At 69.9% G+C, this 23,061-nt stretch carries 9 protein-coding genes and 1 pseudogene; 6 read left to right on the top strand and 4 right to left on the bottom strand.

Features of this window, described 5'->3' with window-relative positions; translation table 11 throughout:
• The gene (locus ACZ4VF_RS02375) at positions 1–789 is read left to right on the top strand and encodes an ABC transporter permease (RefSeq protein ID WP_467922627.1); all 789 of its coding nucleotides are present in this window, start codon (positions 1–3) and stop codon (positions 787–789) included.
• Positions 790–868: 79 nt separating this feature from the next.
• Here ACZ4VF_RS02375 and ACZ4VF_RS02370 read toward each other — a convergent pair whose 3' ends face one another.
• The 4 genes and pseudogenes from ACZ4VF_RS02370 to ACZ4VF_RS02355 all read right to left on the bottom strand — a co-directional run bounded on the left by ACZ4VF_RS02370 (position 869) and on the right by ACZ4VF_RS02355 (position 4,706).
• On the bottom strand, positions 869–1,843 hold the full coding sequence (locus ACZ4VF_RS02370) for a threonine/serine dehydratase (protein ID WP_467922626.1): 975 nt from the start codon (positions 1,841–1,843) through the stop codon (positions 869–871).
• Between the two features lie 104 nt (positions 1,844–1,947).
• Positions 1,948–2,136: pseudogene (locus ACZ4VF_RS02365) on the bottom strand (hypothetical protein); the annotation flags it as partial.
• 239 nt (positions 2,137–2,375) lie between these two features.
• Positions 2,376–3,449, bottom strand: a complete 1,074-nt coding sequence (locus ACZ4VF_RS02360) for an LLM class F420-dependent oxidoreductase (RefSeq protein WP_467922624.1) — start codon at positions 3,447–3,449, stop codon at positions 2,376–2,378.
• A gap of 36 nt (positions 3,450–3,485) precedes the next feature.
• Complete coding sequence (locus ACZ4VF_RS02355) at positions 3,486–4,706, bottom strand: cytochrome P450 (protein ID WP_467922623.1); 1,221 nt, start codon at positions 4,704–4,706, stop codon at positions 3,486–3,488.
• Between the two features lie 218 nt (positions 4,707–4,924).
• Here ACZ4VF_RS02355 and ACZ4VF_RS02350 point away from each other — a divergent pair, with 218 nt between their 5' ends.
• From ACZ4VF_RS02350 to ACZ4VF_RS02330, 5 genes are all read left to right on the top strand, one after another.
• The gene (locus ACZ4VF_RS02350; protein WP_467922622.1) at positions 4,925–6,088 is read left to right on the top strand and encodes an acyl-CoA dehydrogenase family protein; all 1,164 of its coding nucleotides are present in this window, start codon (positions 4,925–4,927) and stop codon (positions 6,086–6,088) included.
• Positions 6,089–6,122: 34 nt separating this feature from the next.
• Positions 6,123–6,497, top strand: coding sequence for a thioesterase family protein (locus ACZ4VF_RS02345; RefSeq protein WP_467922620.1), 375 nt, complete (start codon positions 6,123–6,125; stop codon positions 6,495–6,497).
• A gap of 12 nt (positions 6,498–6,509) precedes the next feature.
• Positions 6,510–7,808: an aminotransferase family protein gene (locus tag ACZ4VF_RS02340; protein ID WP_467922619.1), complete on the top strand. Its 1,299-nt coding sequence runs from the start codon at positions 6,510–6,512 to the stop codon at positions 7,806–7,808.
• Positions 7,809–7,818: 10 nt separating this feature from the next.
• Positions 7,819–9,135 (top strand): preATP grasp domain-containing protein, encoded by a 1,317-nt coding sequence (locus ACZ4VF_RS02335; RefSeq protein WP_467922617.1) that lies wholly within the window; start codon positions 7,819–7,821, stop codon positions 9,133–9,135.
• A gap of 191 nt (positions 9,136–9,326) precedes the next feature.
• Complete coding sequence (locus ACZ4VF_RS02330; protein ID WP_467922615.1) at positions 9,327–23,060, top strand: SDR family NAD(P)-dependent oxidoreductase; 13,734 nt, start codon at positions 9,327–9,329, stop codon at positions 23,058–23,060.
• Position 23,061 lies beyond the last annotated feature (1 nt).

The following is a 23,061-nucleotide window of genomic DNA, read 5'->3' as shown; positions in this document are numbered from 1 at the left end:
ATGACCACTCTCGCTCCCTCCCCGAGCCGGGTGCGGGCCATCACGTCCCGGAACATCAGTGCCCTGCGATCCGGGCCGGAGTACTGGGTCACCATCCTCTCCGGTGTCTTCGAGCCGCTCATGTACATGCTCGCGATGGGCGTCGGACTGGGCTCCCTGATGACCGGTCACTGGAGCGTGGACGGGAAGGAGGTCTCCTACCTGCAGTTCATCGCCCCGGCCATGCTGGCGAGTGCCGCGATGTCCGGAGCGGTGTCGGAGACCCTGATCCACTTTTTCTTCAAGCTCCGGTACCAGCACACCTTCGAGGGGATGCTGGCCACACCGATCCGCCCGGTGGACATCGTCGCGGGGGAACTGCTGTGGGCCTTGGTCCGCAGCGCCGGCTACATCGCTGTCTTCCTCGCCGTCATCGCAGCGTTCGGGGTCACCACGCCGGCGCGCGCGCTCGCCGTCCTCCCCGCGGGACTCCTCGTCTCCTTCGCCTTCGGCGCGCTGGGGATGGTCGTGGCGACGCGGCTTCGCGGTCCGCAGGACTTCGACATGGTGGTGGTCGGCCAGCTGGGCCTCTTCCTGTTCTCCGGAGCCTTCGCTCCCCTCAGCCGGTATCCGGAGCCGCTCCACACCCTCGCGGGGTTGCTGCCGCTGTACCACGGGGTGCAGCTGGTCCGGGGTGCGGCGTTCGGTCACCTCTCGCTCATGCTGGCGGGGCATGCCGCCTACCTGCTCGTTCTCGGTGTGGGCTGCCTGACCTGGGCCGCGCGCCGGATCGAGCTGGGTGACGACTGAAGAGGAACTGGTCGACGCGGAACGGCGAAAACCCTGGCAACGCGGCGGACGGCCGCGTTGCCAGGGTCCTTTTCCTAAGTCAGGAGTCCGTCGGGCGGACGAGGTCCGCAGGGTCGGTGTTGGCGCCGCAGAGAACCACGCAGACCTTCTCACCGTCGGCCGGCCGGTAGCCGTGAGTCGGCGGTCCCTGCCGGCCCGTCAGAGCTGCCAGCGCGGTCGCGGCACCGTGTTCGACGACGACACGGTGGTGGTCCCAGAGCGCCTGGCGGGTCCGGAGAATGTCCGCGTCGGCCACCAGTACCGATCGCACGCTGTCATCGGTGGCGGCGTGCAGGGCCATGGCGGAGATGCGGCGGGCGCCGAGCGAGTCCGACGCCACGGAGTCCACGGGCACGTCGACCGGACGGCCGGCCTCGATCGCGGCGTTGAGCGCGCGGCAGTGTTCCGGTTCGACCGCCACCGTACGGATACCGTGGTAACGAGCCGCGGTGGCGACCCCGGCGAACAGGCCGCCGCCGCCGACCGCGACCACTACGGTGTCCAGGTCGGGGATCCGGTGCCGGATCTCCTCCAGGAGAGTTCCGGCACCGGCCGCGATGAGGGGGTGGTCATAGGCGTGGGCCAGCAGCGCGCCGGTCCGCTGCGCGTGTTCCTGCGAGGCTTCCAGGGCCTGGGTGTACTCGGTGCCGATCAGCCGCACGTCGGCGTCGTACCTCCGGAGCTTGGCGACCTTGACCTGCGGTGCGGTGCCCGGCAGGAAAACGGTGGCGGGTACGCCCTGTTGCCGGGCGGCCCAGGCGCATGCGAGGCCCGCGTTGCCACCCGAAGCGATGGCGACCCCGGCGTCCGGTAGGGTCCCGGCGTCGCGATGCGCCTGGATGAAGTTCTGGGCCCCGCGGGCCTTGAAGCTCCCGGTGTGCTGGAGGAACTCCAGCGCCAGCCACACCTCGCGTCCCGGGAGCCCGTCGTCGAAGGGTACGAGGTTGATGGGCCGGACGCGTCCGGCGATACGGTCGGCGGCGGTTTTCACGTCGCCCTGCGTGAGGGTGACCACGTCGTTGGTCCTCCTGGGTGGTGGGGTGGTCGCGACTCGGCCGCGGAGGCGAGAGCCGCCCACGGCTGAGACCGCTGGGACAGGGTCCGGTGCCTGGTGCGGCGCTACGAGGCCAAGCCGGCGCGTTCCAGTGCCTCGGCACCGGCTCGCAGCGCGGCGATCCGGTCCTCCAAGGTGAAACCCCCAGGTGCCAACGCGAAGCCTCCGGGCGCCACTGTGCGGGCGTTGACGTCGATCTCGGCATACGCCGTCATGAGCTCGGCGATGCGCTCCACCCGGCCAAAGAGCGTGGTGGGGAGGAAGTCCAGCGCCAGCCAGGCCTCGTGCCCCGGGAGCCCGTCGTCCAAGGGTGCGTGGTTGATGGGCCGGGCGGGTCCGGCGATACGGTCGGCGGCGGTTTTCACGTCGCCCTGCGCGGAAGTGTCCACGTCGTTGGTCCTCCTGGGTGGTGGGGTGGTCGCGACTCGGCCGCGGAGGCGAGAGCCGTCCACGGCTGAGACCGCTGGGACAGGGTCCGGTGCCTGGTGCGGCGCTACGAGGCCAAGCCGGCGCGTTCCAGTGCCTCGGCACCGGCTCGCAGCGCGGCGATCCGGTCCTCCAAGGTGAAACCCCCAGGTGCCAACGCGAAGCCTGCGGGCGCCAGTGTGAGGGTGTTGACGCCGGCTTCGGCATACGCCGTCATGCGCTCGGCGATGCGCTCCACCGGGCCCAGGAGCGTGGTGGAGTCGATCAGTTGGTGGGGGACGGCGGCTGCCGCGCCGGTCTTGTCGCCGGCCAGGTACCGTTCCTGGATCTCAGCCGCCTCCTTCTCGTACCCCATCCGCTGCACGAGCCGGTTGTAGAAGTTCTGGCTGCGGCTGCCCATCCCCCCGACGTACAGGGCGGTGTAGGGCCTGAATCCGTCCGCCAGACGGCCGAGGTCGTCACCGACCGCGATGGGGAGCGTCGGAGCGACGTCGAAGCCGTCCATCGTGCGGCCCGCCCGCGCGCGGCCGGTACGCAGGTGCCGCAGGGTGGTCTCCTCCAGCTGCTCGGCCGCGGTGAGGAGCAGCAGCGCACCGTCGGCGATCTCGCCGGTCTGTTCGAGGTTCTTCGGGCCGATCGCCGCGACGTACAGCGGGATGTGCTCCCGGACCGGATGGACGGTCAGACGCAGCGGCTTTCCGGGGCCGCCCGGCAGCGGCAGCGTCCAGTGCTCGCCCTGGTGGCTCAGCCGTTCACGGGCGAGCGTCCGGCGGACGATCTCGACGTACTCCCGGGTGCGGGCGAGCGGCCGGTCGAATCTGACGCCGTACCAGCCCTCGGAGACCTGCGGTCCCGAGACGCCGATGCCGAGGCGGAACCGACCGCCCGAGAGCGTGTCGAGCGTGGCGGCTGTCATCGCGGTCATGGTGGGCTGGCGGGCCGGGATCTGGAGGACGGCGGTGCCCACGTCGATGTGGTCGGTCTGGGCGGCGACCCAGGCGAGCACCGTGGGTGCGTCCGAGCCGTACCCCTCAGCAGCCCAGCAGACCGCGTAGCCGAGGCGGTCGGCCTCCTGGGCGACGGCGAGGTTGTCCGTGTCGGCGCCGGCACCCCAGTAGCCGAGGTTGATACCGAGTCGCATGTCAGCGCCTCCCGGTGTGCAGCGGTCGGCGAGCAGCTAGAACGCGCACGGCAGGCTCTGGTGGCCGTTGACGAAGCTCGACAGGTGGCGAGTGCCGGGCGACGTGGCGTGGATGCCGGGGAGCCGGGTGAACAGCTCCCGGAGCAGCACAGAGATCTGGTGGCGGGCCAAGTGGGCGCCGAGGCAGAAGTGCGGGCCGGGTGCGCCGAAGCTCACGTGGGGATTCGGGTGGCGGGTGATGTCGAAGGTGTCCGGGTCCTTGAACGCGGTCTCGTCGCGGTTCGCGGAGTTGTAGAACATCACCACGCGGTCACCGGCCTGGTAGGTGTGCCCAGACAGCTCGATGTCGCTCTTGACGTCGCGGCGCATCCAGGTCGTGGGAGTGGCGTACCGGAGCACCTCCTCGATCGCGCGGGGAAGACGGCCCGGCAGGTCGTCCAGCAGCAGCGCGCGCTGGTCGGGATGGTCGGTGAGCAGGGCGAGGGTGTGTGACAGCGTGTTTCGCGCGGTCTCGCTGCCGGCGACGAGGAGCAGGGTGAAGAACTTTCCCAGCTCCTTCTGGGTCAGGCACTCGCCCTCGATGTCCGCGGTGATCAGCTTCGTGACGAGGTCGTCACCGGGCTGCCGTCGTCGGGCATCGGCCAGATCGGCGGCGAACGCGTGCAGCTTGGTGTACTTGGTCACCAACGTGGCGTCGCGGTCGTTCCCGTCCGCCGTCGCGTAGTCCGGATCGCCGGCCGCAAGGATCATGTCGGTGAGGCCGATCACCTCGTCCTCCATGGAGGCCGGAATGCCGAGCATGCGGCAGATCACCCGCATGGGCATCAGCATCGAGACTTCGGAGACGAAGTCACACGGTCCCTTGTCGATGAGGTCGTCGACGATCCCGCGGGCGATGCCCGCGATGTCCTCGGCGAGGTTACCGATCATCTTCGGGGTGAACGCACGGCTCACGATCCGACGCAGCCGGGTGTGCTGGGGAGCGTCCAGGCTGATGATCGACCCCGCAAATTCCAGGACCTCCGGAGACGGGTTGTTCGGACTGGTCGAGATCGGCTCCGAACTGAACGCCTGGGTGTTGCGGCTCGCTGTCAAGACATCGTCGTACCGGGTCAGTGCGAAGAAGCCGTGGCCGTCGTCGGTGGGGCAGAACACCGGCCGTGGAGCCGCGCGCAGTTGCCTGAACACTTGGTTCCGCTCCTCCAGCGGCTTGCGCCAGAAATCCAGGTCAATGAGATCGAGCTCCATGGTCTGCATAAGCGGGAATCCTTTCTCTCTTGCGGGTCTCCGGGAAGGTATGAGCCGCACCCGGGAAGGGGCAAGGGCCAGTCCGCGAAGGCTTCCCCAGGGCTGTCCCGCCGGCGGGACGGAAGTTGTGGCGAGGCCTCTTCCGGGGGTGTGGTTCAATTGCCAACCGGACGCCGCCTTCCTAGTGTTCCGTCAGTCAGTCGCCGAATGCAGACCGAGAGGCAGTAATGGACAACCGGTGGAACGACAATCAGCTCGCACTCCGCGCGAAATTCATGGATTTCGGAAAGACCGTTGCCGCGCCGGGAAGCATTCGGCGCGACCGTACCGTGGAATTCGACTTCGACCTGTGGCGAAAAATCGCCGACAGTGGGTTCTGGAAGATATCGGTGCCCAAGGAGCTCGGCGGTGACGGTGGCGAGCTGAGTGATTTCATCGCCGCCCTTGAAGGGCTCAGCCGCGGCGCCAACGATCCCGGTTACATGGTGTCGGTGGGCGCGCACGGCTCGCTGATCCAGCTGCTGCTGCGGTACGGCACGCAGGAGCAGCAGGAGCACTACATCCCGCGCCTGATGTCCGGCGAGATCGGGGCCACGGCGTGCACCGAGCCGACCGGCGGCTCGCACGTGACCGGGATCCGCACCACAGCACGCGCCCTCTCCGCGGACGAGTTCGAGCTGACCGGCCAGAAGTGCCACATCACCAACGCCCCCGTGGCGGACATCGCGCTGATCGTCGGGCGGGTCGCCGACGTCGGCAAGCGGGACATCACGCTCTTCCTGATCGAGCGCGGGCAGCAGGGCGTCTCCCAGGGCGAGCCGGAGGACCTGATCGGACTGCGGTCAAGCCCCCTCGGACCGATCACCATGGACGCCGCGCGTATCACCCCCGGCCGCATCATCGGCGAGATCGGCAATGGCATCGAGATGCTCTACTGGTGCCTCGCGTTCGACCGGCTGAACTTCGGCATCATCGCGTCGGCGCACATGGACTCCTTCGTCCCGCAGGCGCTGGAACGGGCCACCACCCGCGAGGCGTTCGGCGCCCCGATCGCCGAGCACCAGTACATCCAGGACAAGATCGTACTGATGAAGGTCGCGGCGGAGACCGCCCGCCAGCTGTCCTACGCCACGCTGTCCGCCCTGGAGAACGACGACGCCCAGGCCAACAGCCTGGCGTCCTGCACCAAGCTCGCAGCCGCCCAGGGCATCGTCGCGGCGAGCCAGGAGCTCCTGCAGCTCTTCGGCCACCTCGGCTTCGACCGGGACTTCGGCATCGAACGCCAGTTGCGCGATGCCGCGGCGTTCCGGATCGCTGGCGGCACCGACGAGATGCAGAAGAAGAACATCTTCAGCCAGCTGCTCGCGGAGCACCGCACCGCGCGTGCCTGATCCGGGTCCACCAACGAGAGAGGCAGCCCCACCCATGGGTTCAACGGAGGTCTTCAGGGAGACCCGGCAGGTGACGGACGTGGACTCGGCTGAGCGCTGGGGCAACGTCGGCCTGCCCGTGCTGTCGACACCGGCGATCCTCGGAACCGTCGAGGTGCTGTGTGACGCACTGATGAAGAAGCACCTCGACGCCGGCCAGATGACCGTCGGAGTGTCCGCGACGATGCGGCACCACGCTCCGGTGAAGGTCGGCCGCGCCGTCGAGTACGAGATCAGCGCGCCCGCCGTCGCCCGGCGGATGGAGTTCTCCTTCCGGGTCCTCGACGAGGCCGGCGAGACCATCAGCGTCGGTACGCACGAGCGAGCGGTGATCGACGTCCAGAAGTTCACGAGCCGACTGGCCGACTGAGGAAGCAGGGACATGGCAAACGACATCCTCGACACGCCAGGACTGGACCTCAGGGCGGCCAGGCCCCTCGCAGTGAAGGCCAGTGGCTGCTGGATCTATGACGCGGAGGGACGCGACTATCTCGACGGCAGCTCCGGGACGATCTGCGTCAACATCGGCCACGGGGTCCCAGAGATCATCTCCGCCATGACCCGGCAGGCACAGCAGCTGGGTTTCGCCCACCGCTACCAGTTCGCCAGCGAGGCCGTACGCGAACTCACCGCGGAGATCCACCGGGTGACCGGCCACAGGTTCAAGGAGGTCGTCTACACCAACTCCGGGTCGGAGGCCACAGAGACCGCGCTGCGTCTGGTGCTGAACCACCACGCCGCTCGCGGTGACGCCGACCGCACCGTCGTACTGGCCCAGTTCCCCAGCTACCACGGAATGACCGCCGGTGCCTTGAGTATCTCCGGACACCCGCAGCGCCGGCGCAACCTCGACCCGCTACACGACAACAGGCTGAGCCTCGGCACTGTCGCCGCCCACGACGCCGCCGCCCCGCTTCCCGGGCTGGCGGAGTGGGAAGAGCGGTTCGCCGCCATCGGCCCGGAGCGGATCGCCGCCGTGGTGGTCGAGCCGGTCGGCGGCGCCGCCGGCGGCGCCGCCGAGCTGCCGGACGAGACCCTTCGCGGCTTGCGCGAGCTGTGCGACCGGTCCGGCGCCCTGCTGGTGATCGACGAGGTCATGACCGGCTTCGGCCGGACCGGCGAATGGTTCGGACACGACCGTTCCGGGGTGCGCCCCGACCTCGTGATCACCGCGAAGGGGCTGAGCGCCGGCTACACGCCCATCGGCGCCTGCCTGGTGAGCCCGGAGGTGTTGCCGGGGCGATCGGCCGTCGACGCCGCGGTCGGGCACACCATGAGCGGCAACCCGGTGTCCGCCGCGACCGCGCTGGCAGTGCTCCGCTACATGCAGGAGCACGACCTGGTGGCCCACGCCGCCAAGCTCGGCCCCCTGCTGACCGAGCGGCTCGCCGGGGTCACGGCTGGACTGGAGTTCACCCGGCCGCCGCGCGGCCGCGGACTGCTCCAGGGCATACCCCTCGTGCAGGACGCCGAGGAGTACGCCACGAATCCGCTGGCACCGTGGATCTGCGCCGCCGCGATGGAATGCGGTCTGCAGCTGTACCCGGCCGGGGTGGACGCACGGTCCCAGACCATCCTCGTAGCGCCGCCCCTCACCCTCACCGAAGCCGAACTGGACATCCTCATCGCCAGGTTGGAGCGGGCTCTGCGCCTCGTCGCCGCCACGGCACACGCCCGCTAGGGAGCACTCCATGAGCAAACTGATCATCGGCAACTCGTTCAACGACTACCTGGTGGGCGATCTCAACTCCTTCGACCCGCTGGAGCGGACGATCGGAGGCAACATCTCGCTCCGGCTCGTCTGGCTCGCTGAGCCGGGTGATCTCGTTGTGCTGCCCCAGCCCGTGAATCCCGAGTTCATCGGGTACGTCATGGACTTCAAGGGCATCCCTGCGGACTCGGTCACCATCCTCGTGCCGCCGCCGGGCGAGTTCGGCACCGACGTCCTCACCACGGACCGGATGACCGAGCCCGCCTTCGAGCAGCTGCTGCTCAGGGAAGCCCGCGCACGCGGCGTCGACCAGGTGCTTCCCTACGTCTTCGACACCGTCGTCGTGCGGATCTGCGACATGCTCGGCCTCGACACCTCGGCACCGAACCTCGCCTTCCTGAAGGAAGGCGGCTGCGAACTCCTCAACAGCAAGAGCGTCTTCCGGATGCTGGCGGCGGGATCCGGGGTCGCGACCGCCGACGGTGTGGCGACCTACTCCCGGGAGCGCGCCCAGAGGTTCGTCCTGGACCAGTTCGCCCTCGGCCGCCCAGTGATCGTCAAGCAGGACTTCCACCAGGGCGGACACGGGAACGAGATCCTCGCCCCCACCGTCGGCGTCACCCAGATCGGGGCGGGCGCCCTCACCGTTCTCGACCGGCCCGGCGCACTCGCCGACCACCTCGCCCAGCGCTGGCCCGTCTACTCCAACGACGGTCGGAACAAGGTCGTCGTCGAGCACTACGTTCCGGACAGCATCCCGCTCGGTGCCGAGGTCGACATCAATGACACCGGGGCGACGGTGTACCACGTCGGCGAGATGCGCATGACCCCGGTCTTCGACGGAGTCGTTCTGCCGGGCGAGACCACCACCAAGACACAGCGCGAGGAGTTCCGTGCTGCCGCCGAGCGGCTCGGCAAGGCCATCCAGGCCCTCGGCTACCGAGGCCTGATCAACATCGACGGAATCGTCTCGCCGGACGGCGAGGTGCGCTTCACCGAGTACAACGGCCGACTGGGCGGCACCACCCACCTCCACTGGCTCGGCCTTGCCGTAGCCGGTGAAGGCTACCCGGACCGCACAGTCTTCGTCAGCAACAACGACTGGAAGGTCGCCTCGTTCACCGCGGCGATCACCGAGCTGCGATCCCAGGGGCTCGCCTACGACTCGGAGCACTCGTCCGGCGTGGTCATCACCTGCGACCACACCGAACAGTCCGGCGCCGTCGAGTACTGCGTGGTAGGCCCCGACAGCGAGTCCGTCGCCCAGACCGAAGCGACCCTGAAAAGTCTCTTCTGAGCCACAGGCCGCGTCGGCAAGGCCGATGCCCCTGGGGGCGGGCCAACCGAGTCTCCCACCGTCTTGAGCTGCTCCGCCGGCCGGACCGCTCCGCCTGGGCCGCCCTCGGCCCAGGCGAAGACCGTGGTGCCCCCTTCCCCTCAACGTGGTCCCCCTTCCCCTCAACCGTGCGATAGGCAGAGTTCACGACCATGCGCGATGTCGAGATCACTAACGAGTCCACCACGCCTGCCACGGGCCGCTCGGCGGACCATGACCGTGACACGGCGCGTACGCCCCTCACCGGCGGAACCCACGAACCCATCGCCGTCATCGGCATCGCGTGCCGACTGCCGGGCGCCCCCGACCCCGAGGCGTTCTGGCGTCTTCTCGACGCCGGTGAGGACGCGATCACCGAATCACCCGCCGACCGCTGGGCGCACCACCCCGGTATCCAGGCTCCGTTCGGCGGCTTCCTGGAACAGGTGGACCGGTTCGACGCGGGCTTCTTCGGTGTGTCGCCGCGTGAGGCCGCCATGATGGACCCCCAGCAACGCCTCATGCTCGAACTCAGCTGGGAAGCAATGGAGAACGGCCGGGTCGTGCCCGGCGAGCTGGCCGGCAGCCGCACCGGAGTCTTCGTGGGCGCCATAGCCGACGACTACGCGCGCCTGCTGGACCGCGCGGGCGAGGACGGCATCACCCAGCACACTGTGACCGGCACCTACCGCGGCATCATCGCCAACCGCGTCTCCTACTTCCTCGACCTTCGCGGCCCCAGCCTGGTCGTCGACACCGCGCAGTCCTCGGCTCTCGTCGCTGTCCGGATGGCCTGCGAAAGCCTGGCGCGCGGCGAGTCCACGCTGGCGCTGGCCGGCGGTGTGAGCCTCAACATCCTGCCCGAGACCACCGTCGGCACCCAGAAGTTCGGAGCCCTCTCGCCCGACGGGCGGTGCTACACCTTCGACGAACGCGCCAACGGCTATGTACGCGGCGAAGGCGGCGCCGTCCTGCTCCTGAAGCCGTACTCGCGAGCCCTTGCCGACGGCAACCAGGTGCACTGGCTGATCCTCGGTGGCGCCGTCAACAGCGACGGCGCCACCGATGGGCTGACCAGGCCGTCCGTACGCGCCCAGCAGGAAGTCATCCGACTCGCGCACCACAACGCCGGCATCGACCCCGCGCACGTGCAGTACGTCGAGATGCACGGCACGGGCACGCCCACGGGCGACCCGATCGAGGCCAGGGCCCTGGGCGCGGCGATCGGCAGCGCCCACCCCGCCGACGCCCCGCTGCTCGTCGGCTCCGCCAAGACCAACGTCGGCCACCTGGAAGGCGCCTCCGGCATCGTGGGCCTGCTGAAGGCGGGCCTCGGCATCATGCACCGGAGGCTTCCGGCGAGCCTCAACTACGAGCGGCCCAACCCCGAAATCCCGCTCGACGAACTGCGCCTGCGGGTGGTCACGGAGTCCGGGCCCTGGCCGCAGGACGAGAGCCGACTCGTCGCCGGTGTCAGCTCGTTCGGCATGGGCGGCACCAACTGCCACCTGGTGGTCGCGGAGCAACCACCGACCGACCGGCCGTCCGGCGCTCCCGCGGCGACGCCCGACGGTCGCGCGCACGCCGCGCCCGCTCGGACCGGGACCATACCCTGGCTGCTGTCCGGTACGACCGAAGCGGCCCTGCGCGCACAGGGGGAGAGGCTGCTGACCGCACTGGCGGACAACCCCACGGTCGACCCTGCCGATGTCGCCGCCGCTCTCGCCACCACCCGCACCCACTTCACCCACCGCGCCGCCGTCCTCGCCGACAACCGTGAGCAGCTCCTCGCCGGCGTCGAGGCACTGGCCCACGGCAAGCGGTCGACCGCCGTGCTCACCGGGCGGGCCGGCACCAGCCGACTGGCCTTCCTCTTCACCGGCCAGGGAAGTCAACGCCTCGGCATGGGCCGCGAGCTGTATCAGACATATCCGGTGTTCGCGACAGCCTTCGACACCGTGTGCGAAGAACTCGACCCCCGACTCGGACAGCCGCTGCGCGAGGTCATGTGGCACGCCGCGGATCGCACCGCGCTCGACGAGACCCGCTTCACCCAGCCCGCCCTGTTCGCCGTCGAGGTCGCGCTGTACCGACTGATCGAGTCCTGGGGCGTACGACCCGACTACCTGGCCGGCCACTCGATCGGCGAGATCGCCGTCGCCCATGTCGCCGGAATCCTGTCGCTGCCCGACGCCGCAGCCCTCGTCGTCGCCCGGGGCCGGCTCATGCAGCAGCTCCCGGCCGGCGGGGCGATGATCGCCCTGGAGGCCTCCGAGGCCGAGGTGCTCCCCCTCCTCGAGGGCTTGGAGGCGTCCGTCGGCCTCGCCGCGGTCAACGCGCCCGGCTCGACCGTCGTCTCCGGCACCGAAGCGGACGCTCTGGCGATCGAGGCGCACTTCCGCGCAGCGGGCCGCAGGACCCGCCGGCTGACCGTGAGCCACGCCTTCCACTCGCCGCTCATGGCACCCATGACGGCCGAGTTCGCCGCCGTCGCGAACGGCCTGACATACCACGCACCGCAGATCCCGGTGGTGTCGACCGTCACCGGTCGAACCGGCCGGGCCAACGAGCTGTGCAGTGCCCAGTACTGGGTCCGGCACGTCGCCGCGACCGTGCGCTTCGCCGACGCCCTCCAGGCCCTGCACGCCGAAGGAGTCGAGACCTTCGTCGAGATCGGACCCGGCGGCGTGCTGACCGCCATGGGACAGGAGTCGCTCGACGGCACAGACGCCGTGCTGATGCCCGCGATGCGCGATGACGCCGAGAGCTTCGCCGCCGTCGCCGCGGCCTCGGCCGTACACATCCGTGGGCTCGCCGTCGACTGGCCGAGGCTGACCGGCGCACCGGCCCGGCCGGTGAACCTGCCCACCTACGCCTTCCAGCGCAAGAGCTACTGGAAGGCCCCGGCCGCCGGCGACGGAGTCACCGCTCCACACCCGGTCGAGCGATCCGGGCCCGCAGCAGAAGCGGAGTCCGCCACTGACGCGTCGGCCACGGGCAGCTCGACCCCGCTGAGCACGCTCGCGGCCGACCAGCTCGCCCGCGAACTCACGGAGGTGGTTCGCACCCGAGCGGCTGCGGTGCTGGGGCGCGATGCTACCGATGAGGCCATTGAACTCGACCTCACCTTCAAGCAGTTGGGCTTCGACTCCCTGCTCGCGGTGGAGCTGCGCAACATCCTCAACCAGGAACTCGGCCTGCGCCTGCCGAGCACACTGCTCTTCCGCTGCCCGACCCCCGCGGCACTGGTCGACCACCTCGTCACGCAGGTGTCCGGCGCGATCGACCCGGCGGAGACAGGGAACGACGGCGCCGACGACGACCCGATCGCTGTGGTGGCCATGGCGTGCCGCTACCCGGGTTCGGTCGCCTCCGCCGACGATCTGTGGCGGATCGTCACCGACGGCGTGGACGCGATCGGCGACTTCCCGCCGGACCGCGGCTGGGACCTCGACGCGCTGATCGAGCGCGACGCGTCCGTGACCCGGCACGGCGGCTTCCTGGACGACGTGGCCTCCTTCGACGCGGACTTCTTCGGCATCAACCCGCGCGAGGCCGCCGCGATGGACCCGCAGCAGCGGTTGCTGCTGGAGACCGCCTGGGAGACGTTCGAGGACGCTGGTATCGCCGTGTCGTCCCTGCGGGGCAAGCGCGTCGGCACCTTCATCGGTGCCACCGCGATGGAGTACGGACCGCGACTGCACGAGTCGGTCGACGGCTCCGAGGGATACCTGCTCACCGGCAACTCAGCCAGTGTGATCTCCGGCCGCGTAGCGTATTCGTTCGGGTTCGAGGGTCCGGCGTTGACGGTGGATACGGCGTGTTCGTCGTCTCTGGTGGCCTTGCACCTGGCCGTGCAGTCGCTGCGACGCGGTGAGTGCGAGCTGGCACTCGCGGGCGGTGTGACCGTCATGTCGACCCCCGGCATGTTCGTGGAGTTCTCCCGGCAGCGCGGGCTGTCGGCGGACGGACGGTGCAAGTCCTTCGCCGCCTCGGCGGACGGCACGGGCTGGGCCGAAGGGGTGGGCCTGGTCCTGGTGGAACGCCTGTCGGTGGCCCGCAAGCTCGGCCACCGCGTACTGGCCGTCGTACGGGGCTCGGCCGTGAACCAGGACGGCGCGTCGAACGGACTGACGGCCCCGAATGAGTCGGCGCAGGAACGGGTGATCCGGGCAGCGCTGGCGGACGCCGGTCTGACGGGCACCGACATCGACGTGGTCGAGGCACACGGCACCGGAACCCGGCTGGGCGACCCGATCGAGGCGCAGGCACTGCTGGGGACCTATGGCCGGGGGAGGCAGAAGGAGCGGCCCCTGTGGCTGGGCTCACTGAAGTCGAACATCGGTCACAGCCAGGCAGCCGCCGGCGTCGGCGGAGTCATCAAGATGGTCCAGGCCATGCGGCACGGGATACTCCCGCGAACCCTGCACGTGGACGAACCCACCCCGCACGTCGACTGGGAATCGGGCGCCGTTCGACTGCTGACCGACCAGATCGAGTGGAATGACGATCACGCCCCACGGCGGGCAGCGGTGTCGTCCTTCGGTATCAGCGGCACCAACGCACACGTCATCCTGGAAGAAGCCCCCCGCGAGGAAACCACCACACCCGCGGTCGACTCGAGCGACGGCGGACCCCTGCCACTCGTCCTGTCCGCGAAGACCCCGGAAGCACTGCGAGCACAGGCAGACCGACTGCACGACTTCCTCGCCGCAGAGGAGAACCGCGGCCTGAGCCTGTCCGACGTCGGCTTCACCCTGGCCCGCCGGGATGCGCTCGATTGCCGTGTGGTGGTGGTTGCGGGTGATCGTGAGGGTGCGGTTGCGGGTCTGCGTTCGGTTCCGGCTGCTGGTGGTGTGGTGCCGGGTGGGCGTCTGGCGGTTCTGTTCACGGGGCAGGGTGCCCAGCGTGTGGGGATGGGCCGGGAGTTGTACGAGCGGTTCCCGGTGTTCGCCGCGGCTTTCGACGCGGTGTGCGCGGCCCTGGACGGCCACATGTCGCGTCCGTTGACGGAGGTGTGGTCGGACGGCGGGGTGCTGGACCGGACGGAGTTCGCGCAGCCGGCGTTGTTCGCGGTCGAGGTGGCGTTGTTCCGGCTGGTGGAGTCGTGGGGTGTGCGGCCGGAGTGCGTGTCGGGTCACTCGGTGGGTGAGCTGGCGGCGGCTCATGTCGCTGGTGTTCTGTCGCTGGAGGATGCCGCACGGTTGGTGGCCGCGCGTGGCCGGTTGATGCAGGCACTGCCGGCCGGCGGGGCGATGGTGGCGGTGCAGGCCGCGGAGGAGGAAGTCCTGCCGCTGTTGGTGCCGGGCGTGGATCTGGCCGCCGTGAACGGCCCCAGCGCGGTGGTGGTCTCCGGCCGTGAGGCCGACGTCGCCGTGATCGAACGGCACTTCACGGATCTGGGTCGCAAGACCCGCCGTCTGACGGTAAGCCACGCGTTTCACTCGTCGCTGATGGACGGGATGCTGGAGGAGTTCCGGCGGGTTGCCGAACAGCTGGTGTATCGGGAGCCGCGGATTCAGCTGGTGTCGAACCTGGCGGACGGTGATCCGGCCTCGGCCGGGCACTGGGTGCGTCATGTCCGTGAGGAAGTGCGTTTCGCCGACGGTGTGCGCACGTTGCGGAAGCTGGGCGCGACGACGTTCTTGGAGCTGGGCCCGGACGGTGTGCTGACCGCGCTGGCACGGGAGGTCCTGGACAGCGACGCCGACTCCGGCACCGGGCTGGCGTGTGTGACGGTCATGCGACGGGGCCGGCCCGAAGTGGCGACCGCGTTGTCGGCGCTGGGTGAGGTGTGGGCGCGGGGGGCCGGAGTCGACTGGTCGGGCTTCTTCCCGGGTGGCCGGCCGGTGGATCTGCCCTCGTACGCTTTCCAGCGGGAGCGGTACTGGTTGCAGGCATCCCTCGACGTGGGGGATGTGTCGGCGCTGGGACTGCGCGAGGGCGGTCATCCGTTCTTCGGCGCGTTGACGGGCCTGCCGGACGGTGGCGTGTTGCTGAGCGGACGCCTGGACCTGCGCTCCCACGCGTGGCTGGGCGGCCACGTGATCCGCGAACGGGTACTGGTTCCCGGAGCCGCGTTCGTGGAGATGGCCGCGGAAGCCGGCGCACGTGTCGGTGCGGACCGGGTCGGCGAACTCACCCTGGAATCCCCGCTCGAACTCCCCACGGGCCAGGGTGTCCGGATACAGGTCGTGGTCGGTACCGCGGACGAGACCGGGGGCCACGAAGTACGGATCTACTCCCAGACGGAAGACACCGACGACTACGGCCAGGAGTGGACCCGGCACGCTTCAGGCCGGCTCGAGGTAGGCGACCCGGTGGCGCCGCGGACCTCCCTGACCGCATGGCCGCCGGCGGGGGCGGAGGTCGTGGGGCTCGACGGCTTCTACGCGACTCTCGCGGAGGCGGGTTACGAGTACGGGTCGGCGTTCCAGGGCGTGCGCGCTCTGTGGCGCCGTGGTGAGGAGTGGTTCGCCGAGGTCGAGCTGCCGGAGGAACTCTGGGCGGACGCCGAACGGTTCGGGATCCACCCGGCACTGCTCGACGCGGCACTCCACCCTCTCGTCCACGGACTCACCGCCGCCGAGGATGCCGAGCTGCTGCTGCCCTTCGCATGGAGCGATGTCGCGGTATACGCGACGGGTGCGCGCGAAGTTCGGGTGCACTGGGGTGCGGGCGGTGAGCGGAGCGCCTCGCTGACCATGCTGGACAACGCGGGCGCTGTGGTGGCGAGGGTTGGGGAACTGGCCCTGCGCCCGGTGGCCGAGGCCGCGCCGGCTGCGGCTGGTGCGGGTGGTGGTGGGTTGTTCGCGGTGGAGTGGGTGCCGTGGACCGCTTCCGTGCCGCGGAGCCGGGCCGGTTCGGTCGCGGTGCTCGGTGACGGGCTGCCGTGGCTGCCCGATGCGCAGCGGTTCGACGATCTCGGTCAGCTGATCTCGGACACGGCCTCGGGCGCACCCGTGCCGGACGCCGTCATCACGGTGATCGGGGCCGGTACTGCGGACGGTCCTGTCGTGGAGCGGGCGCACCAGGCAGCCGGTGAGGCACTGGGCCTGGTCCAGGACTGGCTGGCCGAAGAACGGCTGGCTGCGTCACGGCTTGTCCTGGTCACCCGCGGTGCCGTTGCCGTCGGCGGTGAAGAGCCCGGCCTGCTGGACCTGGGCACCGCCCCGGTCTGGGGTCTGGTACGTACCGCGCAATCGGAGCATCCCGGCCGTTTCAGCCTGGTGGACCTCGGTCCCGCCCGGCACGAGACGGTCCCGCACGAGATCTGGCATGCCGCGGAAGACCAGCTGGCCGTCCGTGGCGGGGAGGTACTGACGCCCCGCCTGGCCTGCGTGCCTGACGCAGACGGCAGTGTGTCGCTGGATCCCGGGGGCACGGTGATGGTGACCGGCGCCTCCGGCACCCTGGGAACACTGGTGGCCCGGCACCTGGTCCACACGCACGGAGTACGGCATCTGCTGCTCGCCTCCCGGCGCGGCGCGGACGCCCCCGGAGCCGGCGACCTGGCAGCCGAACTCGCCGCCTGCGGCGCACAGGTCCGTTTCGCCGCCTGCGACGTCGCCGACTCCGACAGCCTCACCGCGGCACTCGCCCTCGTCCCGGCGGAGCATCCCCTGACCGCGGTGATCCACGCGGCCGGCGTCCTGGACGACGGACTGGTGGAGGCACAGACCCCCGAGCGACTGCGCAACGTCCTGCGGCCCAAGATCGACGCTGCCTGGAACCTGCACCAGCACACCCAGGCCATGCCCCTGAAGGCATTCGTACTCTTCTCCTCCATCGCCGGAGTGATCGGCAACGCCGGACAGAGCAACTACGCCGCGGCCAACACCTTCCTCGACACCCTCGCAGCCCACCGCCACGCGCAAGGACTACCCACCCACGCACTGGCCTGGGGCCTGTGGGACCAGGACAGCGGCATGGCAGGCGGCCTGGGCGAGGCGGACCTCGCACGGTGGGCTCGAACCGGTGTCGCCCCGCTGAACGCGGAACGCGGACTCGAGCTGCTCGACGCCTCCCTCGCCACCTCGCGGGCGCAGCTGGTCCCGGCATGCCTGGACCTGCCAGTGCTGAAAGCGCACCTTCTTTCCGATCCGGGCGGAGAGGTACCGACCCTCTTCCGTGGCCTCATCCGGATGCCGGTCCGGCGGGTGTCGGCCCGGACGGCGGTTGACACCGGCGAGCGGGCCGGCTGGCTCGGTCGGCTGGCCGCGCTGCCCGAGGCCGACCGGCTGAGCACGATCACCGACATGGTGCGCGGCGTGGTCGCCTCCGTGCTCGGGCACGCCAACGCCACGGACATCAACCTGGAACGCGGCTTCAAGGACCTCGGCTTCGACTCCCTGACCGCCGTCGAACTCCGCAACCGGCTCAACACCACCACCGGCCTGCGGGTGCCGACCACGCTGGTCTTCGACTACCCGACGCCCACACTGGTGGCGGCCTATCTCGGCACCGTCGTGGCGGAGTCCGTCGGGGTCACCGATCCCACACCCTCGTATGCGCCCGTGGCCGGCGACGTCGAGGCTCCCGTCGACGATGAACCGATCGCGATCGTGGGTATGGCCTGCCGTTATCCGGGAGGGGTGGGGGATGCGGCGGGCCTGTGGGATCTGGTGGCCGGCGGTGTGGACGCGGTCGGAGACTTTCCGGCAGATCGCGGCTGGGACGTCGAGCGACTGTACGACCCCGACCCGGAGGCGGTCGGTCGGACGTACACCCGGTCGGGCGGATTCCTTTACGACGCAGCCGAGTTCGACGCGGACTTCTTCGGCCTGAGCCCGCGCGAGGCAATGGCCACCGATCCGCAGCAGCGGTTGCTGCTGGAGACCGCCTGGGAGACGTTCGAGCACGCGGGTCTGGACCCGGCGACGCTGCGAGGCTCACGGACCGGAGTCTTCGCGGGCGTCATGTACCACGACTACGGTTCTCGCCTGAGCACAGCCCCGGAAGGTTTTGAAGGCTTCCTCCTCACCGGCAACCTGGGCAGTGTGGTCTCCGGTCGCCTGGCGTATTCGTTCGGGTTCGAGGGTCCGGCGTTGACGGTGGATACGGCGTGTTCGTCGTCTCTGGTTGCCTTGCACCTGGCCGTGCAGTCGCTGCGCCGTGGTGAGTGTGAGCTGGCACTCGCGGGCGGTGTGACCGTCATGTCACGACCGAGTACCTTCGTGGAGTTCTCCCGGCAGCGCGGGCTGTCGGCGGACGGACGGTGCAAGTCCTTCGCCGCCTCGGCGGACGGCACGGGCTGGGCCGAAGGGGTGGGCCTGGTCCTGGTGGAACGCCTGTCGGTGGCCCGCAAGCTCGGCCACCGTGTACTGGCCGTCGTACGGGGTTCGGCCGTGAACCAGGACGGCGCGTCGAACGGACTGACCGCACCCAACGGCCCCGCGCAAGAGAGGGTGATCCGGGCAGCCCTGGCGGACGCCCGTCTGGCGGGCACTGACATCGACGTGGTCGAGGCGCACGGCACCGGAACCCGGCTGGGCGACCCGATCGAGGCGCAGGCACTGCTGGCGACCTATGGCCGGGGGAGGCAGAGGGAGCGGCCCCTGTGGCTGGGCTCACTGAAGTCGAACATCGGTCACAGCCAGGCAGCCGCCGGCGTCGGCGGAGTCATCAAGATGGTCCAGGCCATGCGGCACGGGATACTGCCGCGAACCCTGCACGTGGACGAACCCACCCCGCACGTCGACTGGGAATCGGGCGCCGTTCGACTGCTGACCGACCAGATCGAGTGGAATGACGATCACGCCCCACGGCGGGCAGCGGTGTCATCCTTCGGTATCAGCGGCACCAACGCACACGTCATCCTGGAAGAAGCCCCCCGCGAGGAAACCACCACACCCGCGGTCGACACGAGCGACGACGGACCCCTGCCCCTCGTCCTGTCCGCGAAGACCCCGGAAGCACTGCGAGCACAGGCACAACGGCTCGCCGACGTGCTGGAACAGCAGAACGCTCCGGCACTCCTGGATGCCGCGTACTCACTGGCGGCGACTCGCGGCGTGTTCGATTGCCGTGTGGTGGTGGTTGCGGGTGATCGTGAGGGTGCGGTTGCGGGTCTGCGTTCGGTGCCGGCTGCTGGTGGTGTGGTGCCGGGTGGGCGTCTGGCTGTTCTGTTCACGGGGCAGGGTGCCCAGCGTGTGGGGATGGGCCGGGAGTTGTACGAGCGGTTCCCGGTGTTCGCCGCGGCCTTCGACGCGGTGTGCGCGGCCCTGGACGGCCACATGTCGCGTCCGTTGATGGAGGTGTGGTCGGACGGCGGGGTGCTGGACCGGACGGAGTTCGCGCAGCCGGCGTTGTTCGCGGTCGAGGTGGCGTTGTTCCGGCTGGTGGAGTCGTGGGGTGTGCGGCCGGAGTTCGTGTCGGGTCACTCGGTGGGTGAGCTGGCGGCGGCTCATGTCGCTGGTGTTCTGTCGCTGGAGGATGCCGCACGGTTGGTGGCCGCGCGTGGCCGGTTGATGCAGGCACTGCCGGCCGGTGGGGCGATGGCGGCGGTGCAGGCCGCGGAGGAGGAAGTCCTGCCGCTGTTGGTGCCGGGTGTGGATCTGGCCGCCGTGAACGGCCCCAGCGCGGTGGTGGTCTCCGGCCGTGAGGCCGACGTCGCCGTGATCGAACGGCACTTCACGGATCTGGGTCGTAAGGTCCGCCGTCTGACGGTAAGCCACGCGTTTCACTCGTCGTTGATGGGCGGGATGCTGGAGGAGTTCCGGCGGGTTGCCGAGCAGGTGGTGTATCAGGCGCCGCGGATTCAGCTGGTGTCGAACCTGGCGGACGGTGATCCGGCCTCGGCCGGGCACTGGGTGCGCCATGTCCGTGAGGAGGTGCGTTTCGCCGACGGTGTGCGCGCGTTGCGGAAGCTGGGCGCGACGACGTTCTTGGAGCTGGGTCCGGACGGTGTGCTGACCGCGCTGGCACGGGAGGTCCTGGACAGCGACGCCGACTCCGGCACCGGGCTGGCGTGTGTGACGGTCATGCGACGGGGCCGGCCCGAAGTGGCGACCGCGTTGTCGGCGCTGGGTGAGGTGTGGGCGCGGGGGGCCGGAGTCGACTGGTCGGGCTTCTTCCCGGGTGGCCGGCCGGTGGATCTGCCCTCGTACGCCTTCCAGCGGGAGCGGTACTGGTTGCAGGCACCCCTCGACGCGGGGGATGTGTCGGCGCTGGGACTGCGCGAGGGCGGTCATCCGTTCTTCGGCGCGTTGACGGGCCTGCCGGACGGTGGCGTGCTGTTGAGCGGACGGCTGGACCTGCGTTCCCACGCGTGGCTGGGCGGACACATGATCCGCGATCGGGTGCTGGTTCCCGGAGCCGCGTTCGTGGAGATGGCCGCGGAAGCCGGCGCACGTGTCGGTGCGGACCGGGTCGGTGAACTCACCCTGGAATCCCCGCTCGTACTCCCCACGGGCCAGGGTGTCCGGATACAGGTCGTGGTCGGTACCGCGGACGAGGCCGGGGGCCACGAAGTACGGATCTACTCCCAGACAGAAGACACCGACGCGACGGATGAATGGGTCATGCATGCGCAGGGCTGGCTCACCGAGGCAGAGGAGAGCAGGCCGGTGAGTAAGTCCGGGTCGGTGTGGCCGCCGGAGGGTGTCGAGCCGCAGGTCGTTGATGGGATCTATCCGATGCTGGCGGAGGCGGGTTACGAGTACGGGTCGGCGTTCCAGGGGGTGCGTGCTCTGTGGCGGCGTGGTGAGGAGTGGTTCGCCGAGGTGGAGCTGCCGGAGGAACTGTGGGCGGACGCCGAGCGGTTCGGGATCCACCCGGCACTGCTCGACGCGGCACTCCACCCGCTGGCGTTCGCCTCGGTGGTATCCGGGGGCGGGCTTGTGCTGCCGTTCGCGTGGAATGACGTCGAAGTGCACGCGACCGGGTCGCGGGCGCTGCGCGTGACGTGGAGCGACGACGGCCGGATGACAGCCCGAGATATGACGGGCAACCCCGTCGTCACCGCCGGAAACCTTCTCACCCGTCCGGTGGCCGAGGCCGCGCCGGCTGCGGCTGGTGCGGGTGGTGGTGGGTTGTTCGCGGTGGAGTGGGTGCCGTGGACCGCTCCCGTGCCGCGGAGCCGGGCCGGTTCGGTCGCGGTGCTCGGTGACGGGCTGCCGTGGCTGCCGGGGGTGCGGCGGTTCGACGATCTCGGTCAGCTGATCTCGGACACGGCCTCGGGCGCACCCGTGCCGGACGCCGTCATCACGGTGGTCGGGGCCGGCACTGCGGACGGTCCTGTGGTGGAGCGGGCGCACCAGGCAGCCGGTGAGGTACTGGGCCTGGTCCAGGACTGGCTGGCCGAAGATCGGCTGGCTGCGTCACGGCTTGTCCTGGTCACCCGGGGTGCCGTTGCCGTCGGCGGTGAAGAGCCCGGCCTGCTGGACCTGGGCACCGCCCCGGTCTGGGGTCTGGTACGTACCGCGCAATCGGAGCATCCCGGCCGTTTCAGCCTGGTGGACCTCGGTCCCGCCTCGCATGAGACGGTCCCGCACGAGATCTGGCATGCCGCGGAAGACCAGCTGGCCGTCCGTGGCGGGGAGGTGCTGACGCCCCGCCTGGCCTGCGTGCCCGGCGGAGACGGCAGTGTGTCGCTGGATCCCGGGGGCACGGTGATGGTGACCGGCGCCTCCGGCACCCTGGGGACTCTGGTGGCCCGGCATCTGGTCCGCACGCACGGAGTACGGCATCTGCTGCTCGCCTCCCGGCGCGGCGCGGACGCCCCCGGAGCCGGTGACCTGGCATCCGAACTCGCCGCCTGCGGCGCACAGGTCCGTTTCGCCGCCTGTGACGTCGCCGACTCCGACAGCCTCACCGCGGCACTCGCCCTCGTCCCGGCGGAGCATCCCCTGACCGCGGTGATCCACGCGGCCGGCGTCCTGGACGACGGACTGGTGGAAGCACAGACCCCCGGCCGACTGCGCAACGTCCTGCGGCCCAAGATCGACGCTGCCTGGAACCTGCACCAGCACACCCAGGCCATGCCCCTGAAGGCATTCGTACTCTTCTCCTCGATCGCCGGAGTGATCGGCAACGCCGGACAGAGCAACTACGCCGCGGCCAACACCTTCCTCGACACCCTCGCCGCCCACCGCCACGCGCAAGGACTCCCCACCCACGCACTGGCCTGGGGCCTGTGGGACCAGGACAGTGGCATGACCGGCCAACTCGGCACCACCGAACGAGCCCGCCTGGCCCGCTCCGGCATCAAGGCCCTGCCCACCACAACCGGCCTGGCACTCCTGGACACAGCCCTGCGCACCGACCGACCCCACCTGGTCCCCGCCGCACTCGACCGAGCCGCCCTGCGCACCGCAGACCCCGACAACCTGCCCGCCCTGCTACGAACCCTCACACCCCGCCGGCGCCGCGCCGCAACCACCACTCCCTCACACACCCACCAGGCCGACACTCTCCGCACGCTCCCACACGCCGAACGCTACGAAGCCGCACTGGAACTGGTCCGCTCCACCGTCGCCGCGGTCCTGGGCCACACCGACACCACAACCATCCCGGCCGACCGGCCCTTCAAGGACCTCGGCTTCGACTCCCTGACCGCCGTCGAACTCCGCAACCGACTCAACACCACCACCGGCCTGCGACTCTCTCCCGCACTCGTCTTCGACCACCCCAACCCCCAAGCCATCGCCACCCACCTCACCGAACAACTCACCCCCCACCACCACACCACCGACGCACGGACGATCGCCGCGGAATTCGACCGGATGCTGTCCGACGCCATGAACGCCTCGTTCAGCAGCGATGATCGGGCCTGGCTCGCCAAGCGGGTTCAGGAGTCGCTGATGAAGATCAGCGGCGACCAGGGCGATGACGCGCCCGTCGCGGTCGCGATCTCCGACAGCGCGACGGATGAAGAGCTCTTCGCCTTCATCGACTCCGAACACTGAG

The organism is Streptomyces sp. NPDC029151, assembly GCF_055564315.1.
The sequence above is the reverse complement of the archived record's forward strand: the minus strand, read 5'-3'. Positions and strand labels throughout refer to the sequence as shown.